Source organism: Lysinibacillus sp. NPDC093216, from assembly GCF_050280325.1.
GTDB lineage: Bacteria > Bacillota > Bacilli > Bacillales_A > Planococcaceae > Lysinibacillus.
In genome coordinates this window covers 1-11962 of sequence record NZ_JBNNVB010000026.1, presented here as the reverse complement: position 1 = coordinate 11962, position 11962 = coordinate 1, and the positions used below count along the sequence as shown (strand labels likewise).

Annotated in this window: 11 protein-coding genes and 1 pseudogene; 3 read left to right on the top strand and 9 right to left on the bottom strand. The window is 33.2% G+C overall.

Translation table 11 applies throughout. The features are described from left to right. Positions 1 to 8: 8 nt before the first annotated feature. The 5 genes from ACQKOG_RS21560 to ACQKOG_RS21540 all read right to left on the bottom strand — a co-directional run bounded on the left by ACQKOG_RS21560 (position 9) and on the right by ACQKOG_RS21540 (position 6441). Positions 9 to 1721 (bottom strand): ABC transporter ATP-binding protein, encoded by a 1713-nt coding sequence (locus tag ACQKOG_RS21560; protein ID WP_370082675.1) that lies wholly within the window; start codon positions 1719 to 1721, stop codon positions 9 to 11. A 67-nt stretch (positions 1722 to 1788) separates the two neighbouring features. Next, the gene (locus tag ACQKOG_RS21555; protein WP_427448234.1) at positions 1789 to 3540 is read right to left on the bottom strand and encodes an ABC transporter ATP-binding protein; all 1752 of its coding nucleotides are present in this window, start codon (positions 3538 to 3540) and stop codon (positions 1789 to 1791) included. 87 nt (positions 3541 to 3627) lie between these two features. Further along, on the bottom strand, positions 3628 to 5088 hold the full coding sequence (locus ACQKOG_RS21550; protein ID WP_427448233.1) for an ABC transporter ATP-binding protein: 1461 nt from the start codon (positions 5086 to 5088) through the stop codon (positions 3628 to 3630). Then, the gene (locus tag ACQKOG_RS21545) at positions 5082 to 5816 is read right to left on the bottom strand and encodes an energy-coupling factor transporter transmembrane component T (RefSeq protein ID WP_427448232.1); all 735 of its coding nucleotides are present in this window, start codon (positions 5814 to 5816) and stop codon (positions 5082 to 5084) included. Before ACQKOG_RS21545 ends, ACQKOG_RS21550 begins: the two co-directional genes overlap by 7 nt. A gap of 16 nt (positions 5817 to 5832) precedes the next feature. Continuing rightward, a complete protein-coding gene (locus ACQKOG_RS21540; protein ID WP_370082683.1) occupies positions 5833 to 6441 on the bottom strand; it encodes an MptD family putative ECF transporter S component in 609 nt (202 codons plus the stop codon). Positions 6442 to 6612: 171 nt separating this feature from the next. Here ACQKOG_RS21540 and ACQKOG_RS21535 point away from each other — a divergent pair, with 171 nt between their 5' ends. Together ACQKOG_RS21535 and ACQKOG_RS21530 are read left to right on the top strand one after the other, a co-directional pair. Continuing rightward, complete coding sequence (locus ACQKOG_RS21535) at positions 6613 to 7572, top strand: helix-turn-helix transcriptional regulator (RefSeq protein WP_370082685.1); 960 nt, start codon at positions 6613 to 6615, stop codon at positions 7570 to 7572. Between the two features lie 89 nt (positions 7573 to 7661). Then, positions 7662 to 7991, top strand: a pseudogene (locus ACQKOG_RS21530) (ATP-binding cassette domain-containing protein); the annotation flags it as partial. A 74-nt stretch (positions 7992 to 8065) separates the two neighbouring features. Here ACQKOG_RS21530 and ACQKOG_RS21525 read toward each other — a convergent pair. Continuing rightward, a complete protein-coding gene (locus ACQKOG_RS21525) occupies positions 8066 to 8365 on the bottom strand; it encodes a YfzA family protein (protein ID WP_132358673.1) in 300 nt (99 codons plus the stop codon). 567 nt (positions 8366 to 8932) lie between these two features. On the opposite strand from ACQKOG_RS21525, the gene ACQKOG_RS21520 reads away from it, so the two are divergent. Next, positions 8933 to 9397: a tubby C-terminal domain-like protein gene (locus ACQKOG_RS21520; protein ID WP_427448255.1), complete on the top strand. Its 465-nt coding sequence runs from the start codon at positions 8933 to 8935 to the stop codon at positions 9395 to 9397. A gap of 188 nt (positions 9398 to 9585) precedes the next feature. On the opposite strand, the gene ACQKOG_RS21515 is transcribed toward ACQKOG_RS21520, so the two are convergent. The 3 genes from ACQKOG_RS21515 to ACQKOG_RS21505 all read right to left on the bottom strand — a co-directional run bounded on the left by ACQKOG_RS21515 (position 9586) and on the right by ACQKOG_RS21505 (position 11858). Continuing rightward, positions 9586 to 9813: a hypothetical protein gene (locus tag ACQKOG_RS21515; protein ID WP_142507768.1), complete on the bottom strand. Its 228-nt coding sequence runs from the start codon at positions 9811 to 9813 to the stop codon at positions 9586 to 9588. Between the two features lie 258 nt (positions 9814 to 10071). Continuing rightward, a complete protein-coding gene (locus ACQKOG_RS21510) occupies positions 10072 to 10827 on the bottom strand; it encodes a hypothetical protein (RefSeq protein ID WP_370082689.1) in 756 nt (251 codons plus the stop codon). A gap of 284 nt (positions 10828 to 11111) precedes the next feature. Further along, positions 11112 to 11858 (bottom strand): hypothetical protein, encoded by a 747-nt coding sequence (locus tag ACQKOG_RS21505; protein ID WP_427448231.1) that lies wholly within the window; start codon positions 11856 to 11858, stop codon positions 11112 to 11114. Between the last annotated feature and the right edge of the window lie 104 nt (positions 11859 to 11962).

Genomic DNA, 11962 nt, shown 5'->3' with positions numbered 1-11962 from the left:
ACATTTTGTTATACGCTACTTAATTGATGTTCCTTTCTCCACATTGCTGCATATTTGCCTTCTTTAGCAATGAGCTTTTCATGTGAACCTTCTTCTACGATTTGTCCTTCATTAACAACTAGGATTTTGTCTGCATTTTTTATAATGGAAAGCGTATGGGCAATCATAACAACCGTTTTTTTCTTTTTCAAAAGATTTTTAATCGCTTCTTTTACAGCCAGCTCATTCTCGATATCTAACGACGCTGTTGCTTCATCTAATAAAAGTATTGGGCTGTCCTTTAAAATAGCACGTGCAATGGATATACGTTGTCTTTCACCGCCCGATAGCTTATTACCATTTTCTCCAACAATTGTGTCATAGCCACACTCTAATTTCTCAATAAAATCATGGCAGTTTGCTTCTTTCGCAACATTAATAATTTCTTGTTCTGTCGCTTCTGGCTTTGCATAGCGAATATTATTTAAAATCGTATCATTAAACAAAAATATATCTTGGTCGACTAGTGAAATTTTCTGCAATACTTTTTCAGAAGCAATCGATTGAATAACTTGCTGACCGATTAATATATCACCGCGTTCAGGCTCATAGTATTTTGTTATTAAATTTAAAATAGTTGATTTTCCCGAACCCGATGGTCCAACAATCGCCACAAACTGTGAAGAATCAATTTCAAAATTGACATTTCGTAGTATAGGTTCCCCTCGGTTATAAGCGAAATTCACATTTTGAAAAGCTATACTATACTGTTCAGGTTCAAAAGAAGTCTCATTTGATAACTCCTCCACCTCTTCTATGACGCACTCAATTTGTCTTTTTGCAATCATTAAGTTTTTATAAGAGGTTAAATCAATAAAAAGTGTGCCAAATAATTTGCATGTAAATAAAGGGGAAATGCTAATTAGAAAGAAAGAAGACGCATCTAAATTCCCCTCCAGCCATTGATGTCCTGCTAAATAAAGAACAATCGGTAAACTTAGCCAACACAAAATACTAAACGTTGTACCAATTGGAATTACTTTAATCTCATATAAATAACTAACATCACTATAGTCCTTCATTGATGAGGTTGTTGCTTTATTTTTAACACCACCCAAACCAAATGATCGCAACGTTTGAATACCATTTATATACTCAACTACAGCACTTGTGTTACTTGTCATAATATTTTTCTTTTGATTTCCGTATTTTTTTACCATTAAAAAGGATAAATAAAGAGTTGGTATTAACAATAAACCTGAACATAACAGAACTACTCCAGCAGGTATATAAATAGTCGAAATAAAGCCAATTAGCAGTAAAGTAAATGAAGAATTTTTTATAATATCTCCTATTTTATGAGTCAAAATATTTTCATAATTATTGACACTTGTTGTCGTTGCATTAATGTACTCTCCTGTTTGTGCCTTCGTAAAGGAGGAAAGCGGTATTTTTTTCATTTTATCGCCCAGTGTCAAGCGAAGAATTCTACTAATCTGGGCACCTCCGATTTGCCCTCTCGTATAACCAAACGCGTAGATGATTAAACGAATAACAAAAACAGCGCCTAACAATGACAGAATTCGAGTTAACAAGTTCATCGTTAATTGCTCTGTTATTAAAGCATTAATCGTGTAATATAGTACGATAAAATTAAAACCAGCTAGCATACCCTCGATGACATTGAAAACAATCGAAAGATAAAAAGAAGCATTTTTTGTAAATGCATTTTTTTTGTCCATACTTAAGTCTCCTTCATAAATAGGCTTTCCCTTGGAAGACCCTTCTTTTTCTACAAGTACAACATCGTTAAAATTCATACGTAATTTCTCTAGCTTTACTATAATCCTGCCAAGTCTTTTTATATGAAGGGTTTTCTTCTAGCATTTCTTGATGCGTTCCACATGCTTGTAGTGTTTGATTTTCTACAATTGCCACTCGATCACAATGCTTAATAATACCAAGACGGTGTGCAATGATAATTACTGTTTTACCAACACAAAGTTCAGCAATGGCTTGATCAATCTCGGCCTGATTTTCTGGGTCTGCTGCGGATGTTGCTTCATCTAATATTAAAATCGGTGCATCTTTTAAAATGGCACGTGCAATAGCAATTCGCTGCTTTTCTCCACCAGAAAATCTAGTTCCAAAACTCCCTACCCTCGTATCGTAACCATCAGGTAATGAAATAATAAAATCATCTATTTGTGCTTTTTTCGCCGCAGTTCTTACCTCATCGAGTGTAGCATTAGAACCCATGACAATGTTTTCAAACACTGTACCACTTGTTAAAAAGGTCTTTTGGAAAACTGTTGTTATATTTTTTAATAATTCCTCATAATCAATATCCTTCACATTTTGATTACCAATCAAAACTTCTCCTTGCTGAACATCATTAAAGCGTGAAATTAACTGTACAATGGTGCTTTTCCCAGAACCTGAGTCACCTACAATAGCTATTTTTTCATTTTCAACAATAGACAGATTCACATTCTTTAAATGTTCTTTTTGCCCATCATAAGAGTAATTGACATTTCTTAGTTCGATATTGTAATTCTTCGGAAATGCTTGCCCTTGCCCAAAAACAGGTGTTTCTAAAAAGGCTACGCATTTCTTTACAGAATTTAAAACCTGTGCAAAGTTTGAACCTAATTCCTGTAAAGGTCGTAATTCTGTTAAATACAATGAGCCTACAAATGCAAAAAGAATAAAGACACTTCCTGTTAAACTACCATTTAAAAACCACATTCCACCAATAGGTACCATAAGGAGTAAGCCACATTCTATAATAATGACAAAGCTCGCATATGGTGGACCCATTTTTAAAGACATTTCTTTCCAGACATTAAATTCATCATCTACTGCGTTTGTAAACTTTTTAAATGATGAACTACTCATGTTATATGCCTTAATTAAACGCATTCCTTGAATATATTCGATAATGATTGCATTTAGATTGGCTATGGAACGTGCTCCTCGATCCATTAATTGATTCGTCCCCCGAAACATTATTGCCATTACTGCCACTGCAACAATTAATGGAATAAACGAAATAAGCGCTAACGGTACGTTAACTGTACATAAATAGATGAAGACAGCAATTGGACCACTCAAGTAAAACACTAACTCTGGTAAATGATGTGCTAAAAATAACTCTAGCTTTTCAATTTCTTCATTTAATAGTGTTTTAATTTCTCCTGTATTTCGTTCATTTAAAGAACCTAGTGAAACTTGCGCCATATGCTCTGTTACTTGACAACGCACTTTAAATAACGTTCGATAGGCACCCTTATGCGATAGGGTACCAGAAATAGCAAAGAGCCCAAATCGAACAATTATCGAAATAGCCAAAATCAATAAATTTTGAATTAACAAAGCTTCTGTTAAATTATTGTGATAGACTTGCTCAATTATTTGATAAATAATGAAATAAGGTACAATTGTCGAAAGACCACTAATTAAAGAACATAAAACAGACAAATATAAATATTTTTTATCCTCTCCAGCCCAAGAAAGAAGCATAAAGATCGGATTTTCATTTTGTTTTACAACTTTCCCCATTATCGTTCAGCCCTTCCCTTACATCGTAATTTTGTATCGTACATTTCTCTGCACATTGCAGGTCAGTTACGTTAGATCCATTCCCTGCTATCTAGTGAAAGTTTCAATTGTATACTGATGATTTTCTTTATTTAACTTATAATCATCTTGCTTCTTTCCATCTCCGAAGCGAAGTATACGATGACAGCAAGATGCTATAAATTCTAAGTCATGTGTAATGACAAAAATAATTTTATTAGCCTCCGCTAAATTCTGTAAAATACTAGAAACCTTTTGCATACTGTCAAAATCTAATCCACTTGTCGGTTCATCAAACACTATAATTTCCTTTTCACTTATTAAACTTGCAGCTACAGCAAGTCTCTGTTTTTGTCCTCCTGATAATGTATTCGGGTGTCGATTGACCAGTTCTAATAAATCCATTTCCTCCAATGCTTTTCGTACTAAATTCGGATTGGGATTTTTCACCCCAAATACACATTCTTTTTCAACCGTTTCTGCGAATAACTGATAATTGACATCTTGCATTACCATATAGGAAAGCTGAGCCTGTTTTTTCAATGTTAGTTTTTGTTTATTAAAATAAATATTTCCTGATGATAGTTTATGTAGACCACATATCGCTCTAGCAAAGGTCGTTTTTCCTGCACCATTATGTCCTGTGATTGCAATTATTTCTCCGCTTTTTGCTGTGAATTGAATATTTTCTAATACCTTTCTTTTTTTGTGCGATATAGTGACATCCTTCACAACAAGCTCATGAACTTTTTGTTCAGCAGGTAGCGATTTATGTTGAAACTGTACATTGTCTAAATAAAGTGTGCGGAGTCCTAATTGCCTCAGTTGAAGATCTGAAAGCTGTAAAAAATCCTTTTGTGAGTAAACTGATACAATTTGTCCCTTATTTAATACAATGGCTCTATCAATTAATTCTTTTAAATAGTAAAGTCTATGCTCCGATACAATAATTGTTTTACCTTGCATTTTTAGTAATGCAATCATGTCTTTTAAATCCTCAATAGCAGTCGCATCTAAATTAGAGGAAGGCTCATCTAATACAAAAATATCGGGTGCTACAGCATACACACTTGCAAAAGCAATCTTTTGCTTTTCTCCCCCCGATAAATGAAAAATATTGCGTCGACGAAGCCTTTCTAAACGAAGCTCAGACGTAATTTGCCGCATTCGTTCTTCCATCATTTCTTTTGGATATGCCATATTTTCCATTCCAAATACAATCTCACTATCAGTATCCACATTAAAGAATTGTGACCTCGGATTTTGGAACACCGTCCCAACCTGTTCGCTTAATTCATACATTTTCCTATTTTCTACAGGTTGATTATTTAACAACACTTGCCCTTTTAGCTTTCCAGAATAGAAATAAGGAATTAAACCGTTAATTGCTCGGATAATAGTTGTTTTACCACAGCCGCTTTTACCACACAGTAAAATGCACTGTCCCTTTTTTACATGAATATTTATATTTTCTATACCTTCACTTTTCTCATCTGTATAATGAAATGAATATTGCTCGACTTTCAACATATGAACACTCCTCCGAACACAAAAAATGTAAATATAAATATTACAATACTATCACTGAATTGGAATGATACATGTTGAAAGCAAGAACGCTCTTTCGGATTTTCAATCCCTCTCGCTATGCTAGCAGCAGATAATTCATCAGCAATTTTTGAGGCTGCCATCATTAAAGGGACGTAAATACATTCAACCGTTTGCACAGGATTTTTTAGAAAACCTATTATGGAGGGTGAGATGCCTCTCAACTTCATAGCATCCTTTATATATCGCCAATCCTCACCAATCATTGGAAAATAGCGTAACATTACAGCTAATGGAATAATTACCTTTTTGGAAATTCTTATTTTTCCTAAAGCCGTCATAAATTCATTTATCTTTGTGGTTCCAACTAATAAACCACCCATTACAACACACGGGAATATTTTTCTGATAAACATTGCAAATGATACAAACATTAGCTCCCACGCACCTGTCAAAAATATTTCACTTACTAAGTGAACTACTAGAATAAACCCGTATCCAAGCATCATTTTCAATGAAAAAGAAAACATCCCCATCAGAAAGCAAAGACAAAATATTATGGCCATTAATATTAGTTCAAATTGAAAAGAAGGTGACAAAAAAACCGTTGCATTTACTAACATTAGTAGAAATACTATCGTTCTTGGATCAAGTTTGACGGTGAAAACATGCATATGCATATTGCCCTGCAATTCTTCTTCCTTATTCATAAGTTCACCGCCCTGCCTATGCCAGCACTCCAGATTTTTCAAACTGTTTTCTCAATAATTTTTTTCCCAATAAACCGCTAATCAAAGCGCATAGCATTGTGCCAACAATCATTGTTGGTAACATCCAATTTTGGGCAGTTGTTAACATCGTATCCATATAAGCTTGTTCTGTTCCTTGACCTACCAAATACTCTTTATACGCTTGTTGGTTAAACCACAGCATTACGTAAGAACCCATTGGATGAAGTGAAAAAACAATATAGCTTATAATATTAATTGATATATTTTTATGCTTACCAATCGATGCTATTAATTCACCAATTATAGCTAATCCTATACAGGCTAATGACCATAACCAGTACATCCCTGTAACGAATGTAATAATCGCTAACAATATTCCTAAAATAAGAATAGGACCAAATTTCGGTACTTTAGCAATCATTAATAAATAAATAGGTCCCGTTAATAGAGCAGCGCCAGCTGGCATTAAAAACGTTAATACAGGATTGGGAGCAAAAAAGGCTGATCCAATCATCATGAATATAAAGAACAGTGCTGAGAAAATACCGATTGTAATTAAATCTTTAGTAGTTAGAGATTTTTGCTGCATTGTTTGAGAATACATATCTACATCCACCTTCCTTTTTGTAGTAATTATTACTATATTTTCTTATATTTTATTGATAATGATTATCATTATCTATTATAATAAATAGTAGTACATAAAAAAATAACTACACTATGTTTACGTCCAATCAAGGAAGAGGAAAGTCTAATTGAGGAAAGGAGAAATCAGATGACATCTCATCATTTTAAACCTCTGTTATTAGAAAATGGTTTTTCAAAATTTGACCAAATGAGCAAATATAACTCAGTAGGTACTACATATACAATCGATCCAACTTTAGGTAAAGGTTATTATTGGATATACCATTTTGAGGACATGTTTTCTATTCTCATTCATGATTTTTATTTTTTTGAGGATTATCAGTTAGAATTAACAATGCCTGAACTTTTAACCGTCACATACTATGAATCTATTTCAGGTGAGGAGCTTAACCCTTACCATCCATTAAAGCCAGGTTATATTAAAAGTTATTGGGGAAAAGGAGAAAAATATAGCGCTATTATTCATAAAAATATTCCAGTACAATCAATCGGTATTGAGTTTACCCCTATTTTTTGTGATCAATTCCTAGCACATAAATATGGTGAAAAATATGTGAATCCACGTCAAGCATTAACAACACTAAAAGCCACAGCTACTTTTCCAGAAATGGTAATCCTACTTCGACAAATAGCGGCTTATCGTGGTGCTGATCTGACCTCTGCACTTTTTTATGAAGGGAAAGTATATGAAGCATTAGCCCTTATAATGGAACGTGTACTTTTCAATGAAACTTGTCATTGCTCACAAATTTCTAAAGAAGATATTCACCAAATTGAACATGTAGCCACTCATATAGAAAAGTACTACGCCCTACAACTAACTTTAGATCATTTAACTAAAATTTCTTGCATGGGTGCTACAAAATTAAAAAAATTATTTAAAGAAGTGTATCATTGCACAATTACCGAGTATATTCAAAAACAACGTGTTCATCAGGCTGAGAAATTACTAGCTCATACAGAGCTCCCTATTAACGAAATTGCTCGAACAGTAGGCTATCAAAGTGCAGGTAGATTTTCAGAGTTATTTAAACGCTATTCCGATTTAACACCAAAGGAATATAGGCAGCAAATATTTAGAGGTTAAACATAAAAGGGGGTTACTGATCATCATAAAACTTGCTCTACTTTCCATTACAGATTCGTATTTCGATAAATACCATTCAAAACTTACAGCTTTCAGGGGGTGAGAAACAACGAATCTCAATTGCACGTGCTATTTTGAAAAATGCACCTATTATTATATTAGATGAAGCGACTGCAAGTCTTGATCCTGAAAACGAAACGCTCCTTCAAGCTGCACTAGATGAATTAATTCAAGGAAAAACAACAATCATCATCGCTCACCGTCTATCCACGATACAAAATGCAAATCAAATTATTGTCATTGAAGACGGTAAAGTTATCCAAAAAGGGACGCATCATTCACTTATTAAAGAAGAAGGTGTGTATCGTCATTTTATTAATATTCGACAAGCTGCTGAGAATTGGAGGCTTTCAACATAGTTTATAGAAGGGGCTGTCTACCGACAGCCCCTTTAATGGGTGAATGCTCTATTTATATTGTCACTAGACTTTACTTATGTAGACCTTAGTGAAAAAACGTTTTTTATCGCACCTATTATTCCAGGCACGAGAAATACGACACCAAAAAAGATAGTAAGTAAATTAAAATGTTGTGTTTCATAAAAAGTAAACCACTCTCTGAAAATTGAGGCTTCAGTAATTCTTCCAAATAACGTTCCACCAAAATCTCGATAATTAGGTATCCACCCTGTTACTTCAAATGTAATAAAGATGATTTGTGACAATACGAATACACCAATAGAAGATACCCAAGGTCTTTTCAAAAATGGAATATGATGTTGTTTTTTAGTCATGTAATCCCCTCCCTCCATTTCTTCAACGTCAAAATGAAATATATCTAGTATTTCTCTGAAAACCCATCTCTAAGGTATTCTATTATTTCTTGACCAAAAAACGAAACAGTCAACAGAATCAATATAAGGAAAATAGCTAAACCACCGAAAATAAACGAGAACACTATCCCCCATTTTTTATCATTCAATAAAACCTCTCCTATTCCAGCATTTTGTTCCTAGATAATAATGACATCTTTCATTTAATAATACCTCAAATCAGATGTATTCGCATAAATATTTCCATTTATACACAACATTTGAAGAGACTTCTGTTAATTGTTGACCCAAGATGAATTACATTTTCTGCATCGGCTATTGAAAAACCATGACGTTGTAGAGTTCATAAAAAAGGCAGTTTTCTAAAAAAAGGTTGTTATTCAGCTAACGGTACAATTCATTTGGACAAAGATATCAATTTTATATTAAAATTGACATTGATTGAATTATTTAAGAGATAATTGAGGAGAGACATCATTGCAGATTTATTCATATAGCATCCCAGAATTAGATTAATATCACACAAGCATTCCCATTTATAACAAGGACAACAAAGTGATAAGTATCCTCAAAAAAAATCGCCACCGTATCCTAACACAACTGTTTCATACGCTTCTCCGATACGGAATGCCATATTGCTATAATGCTATTTCAATTGATAATAATTCAATATACAAAATCGATTGCATATTTACAGGTATTCGTTATACACTATATAGCCGTAATGCAATGGATAAGGTTTCAATTACACAAAAGCGTGTGCAATTAATTGAAAAGGTGCAAACTTTTCTGATCAACAGGGACGTGTACCAATTTGAGAAAGATTACACTAATTCAGGAACTTTAACGTTAAATGGTGAAAAGATTGCTGTAATTAAAAATTTAGAAAATACAAATACAAATTTAACGAATCGTATCCACATTGAAGCAATCAATGATGAAATCGCATCTCTAACTGCTATAATGTATCAAACATTTGTACGTAAATTTTGATAGCAAAAGTTTAATATTTCAATGAGCCGTGTGCTTCAATTTATGAAAAATCAAAAAAAGACAGAATTGATTCTACATCAATTTGTAGATTTATCCTGTCTTTATTTTTTAACAGCTACATACTTTTAGAAAACAGCCTTATTAAAGCCAAAAAGCCACACCAAGTTAGATGTGACTTCAACATTTGATTAATCAAATTCTAAAATATTTTTTTCTACTACTACTTGATAAACCTCTTTAGTACTGATTAAAATCGTTTTATAATGTTCTGTTTCAGTAAATGAATACCAAGACTTCTCATTGAGCCCATTTGAAAGTTCTTCTGTAAAAGTTTCTTGTTCAATATTATTCTTGATTTTATATTCTTCTTCACGACCTTCGTCAAAGTAAAACTTCACTTTATATTCATACTCCATAAATCAACACCTCCCATCTACTTATATAATGGGTTGTAAGTACAAAAATTATGAAACATAATAAAAAGCCACACCTAGTTAGGTATGACATTCATTCTTCTTCATTTTCTGCTCATTCTACATACATTGCTCAAAAACCTCAAAGTTCCAGCTAAGTCCAAGACATCATCAAACATCCTGTTCGCATATCAACCAACCATAAAAAATAGCCCTCTTAACAAATACTTATTAAGAGAGCTTTATATAATTCCTAATCTATCACTTATCTCCAACTGGCTTTAATAAATTCATCGGAAGCCAAACAGCACTATCGTGTCTTCCCTCTAACTTATCGACTACATATATATAACCATTAATTTCATTATACCATGAATAAACAATACTTCCCTTTTTCATAAATCTTTCAGTTTTAGATTCTTTTAATGGAACGCCTTTCCCTTCTGCATCTCCTGTTAGTTCATAACGTACACCTCTATCTCTCGATATTGTCTCAGCGATTTTAAGATCTGTACCAGGATATTCATAGCAAAATTCGTAAGTACCATCACCACTGTCGCAATACTTCAGAAGTTGTCCATTATTTGTATCCTTGAAATAAATACCCCATAATTCTTCTTTTCTGAAGTAACTTCCATAACTACTAGCAATACCATCACGATTAATATAAATATAAGTTGGATTGTTATAGAAAGATGAACGAATTTTTATTGGTACTTCTTTGAAAACTACCAAATCTGTTGCTTGTACCCGATATTGCCCCATCTGGTAAAATGTTTTGCCATCATATTTTTCAATATCATACGTTTTAAAGAAGTTATTTCGCTTTACCACTAACGAATCAAACGTACCATTTGGATTTTTCTTGTACACCTTGATATCTTTTTTAAAGGTCATTTTTCCTGTTTGGCCTTTTACAACTTCTGCTCCATCATACATCACTTTTGCTTCTGATTTTGTTGGATTTACTACAGCTAATACAAATGCTGCTAGTAGCACCATAAAAAATTTTTTCATTATTCTCCTCCTACTTAATTAAGTTTAGAAAACATATAATTTCTTAGTATTACACACTAACATTCCAATATTTTACTAAAAACATTATAACGAAGGATAAATTTAACAAAAACAATGTGTTGTGTTTTACCTCAACATAATTTTACCCTTCTACCATTCCACCAATTTTCTATATTTGGTGTACTACTTATAAATTGTGTACAATTATCCGCAAGTCAACCTACCATATAAAAAAACCCCCTTAACAAATATTAATAAGAGGGCTTTATATAATTCCTAATCTATCACTTATCTCCAACTGGCTTTAATAAATCTACCGGAAGCCAAGTGTAACCTTTTGAGTCCGATACTTCTAGATAACCATTAACTTCAGTACCATACGATGAAAAAGTGGTTCCCTTTGCATACATTGTTTCAGTTTTAACTTCGTTTAATGGCGTGCTTTTCCCACCTGCATCTTTTGTTAACTCATAACGTACATTGCTATCTCTCGATTTTGTCTCAGCGATCTTAAGATCTGTACCGAGATAATAAAGACACGGATCGTAAGAACCATCACTATCGCCAGAGCAAAAATTAAGTTTTTGTCCATTATTTGTATCCGAGAAAGAAATATACGAGTAGCCTTCTTGTTCTCTGAAGTAACTTCCGTAACTATTAGTAATACCATCACGATTAATATAAATATAAGTTGGATTGTTATAGAAAGATGAACGAATTTTTATTGGCACTTCTTTGAAAACTACCAAATCTGTTGCTTGTACTCGATATTGCCCCATTTGGTAGAACGTTTTGTCATCATATTTTTCAATATCATACGTTTTAAAGAAGTTATTTCGCTTTACCACTAACGAATCAAACGTACCATTTGGATTTTTCTTGTACACCTTGATGTCTTTTTTAAAGGTCATTTTTCCTGTTTGGCCTTTTACAACTTCTGCTCCATCATACATCACTTTTGCTTCTGATTTAGTTGGATTTACTACTGCAAATACAAATGCTGCTAGTAATACAATAAATAATTTTTTCATTATTCTCCCCCTCGTATATTAGTAGTAAGAGCTCTTTCCGATAGAATTTCCAGTTGATCCGGACAACTGGGGAATCTGTTGGATTTCCTATAGGAGATAGTCGC

Excerpts from the sequence above, each read along its gene's own strand:
- ACQKOG_RS21560 (WP_370082675.1), bottom strand. The coding sequence starts at position 1,721 with ATGGACAAAAAAAATGCATTTACAAAAAATGCTTCTTTTTATCTTTCG.
- ACQKOG_RS21555 (WP_427448234.1), bottom strand. The coding sequence starts at position 3,540 with ATGGGGAAAGTTGTAAAACAAAATGAAAATCCGATCTTTATGCTTCTT.
- ACQKOG_RS21550 (WP_427448233.1), bottom strand. The coding sequence starts at position 5,088 with ATGTTGAAAGTCGAGCAATATTCATTTCATTATACAGATGAGAAAAGT.
- ACQKOG_RS21545 (WP_427448232.1), bottom strand. The coding sequence starts at position 5,816 with ATGAATAAGGAAGAAGAATTGCAGGGCAATATGCATATGCATGTTTTC.
- ACQKOG_RS21540 (WP_370082683.1), bottom strand. The coding sequence starts at position 6,441 with ATGTATTCTCAAACAATGCAGCAAAAATCTCTAACTACTAAAGATTTA.
- ACQKOG_RS21535 (WP_370082685.1), top strand. The coding sequence starts at position 6,613 with ATGACATCTCATCATTTTAAACCTCTGTTATTAGAAAATGGTTTTTCA.
- ACQKOG_RS21525 (WP_132358673.1), bottom strand. The coding sequence starts at position 8,365 with ATGACTAAAAAACAACATCATATTCCATTTTTGAAAAGACCTTGGGTA.
- ACQKOG_RS21515 (WP_142507768.1), bottom strand. The coding sequence starts at position 9,813 with ATGGAGTATGAATATAAAGTGAAGTTTTACTTTGACGAAGGTCGTGAA.
- ACQKOG_RS21510 (WP_370082689.1), bottom strand. The coding sequence starts at position 10,827 with ATGAAAAAATTTTTTATGGTGCTACTAGCAGCATTTGTATTAGCTGTA.
- ACQKOG_RS21505 (WP_427448231.1), bottom strand. The coding sequence starts at position 11,858 with ATGAAAAAATTATTTATTGTATTACTAGCAGCATTTGTATTTGCAGTA.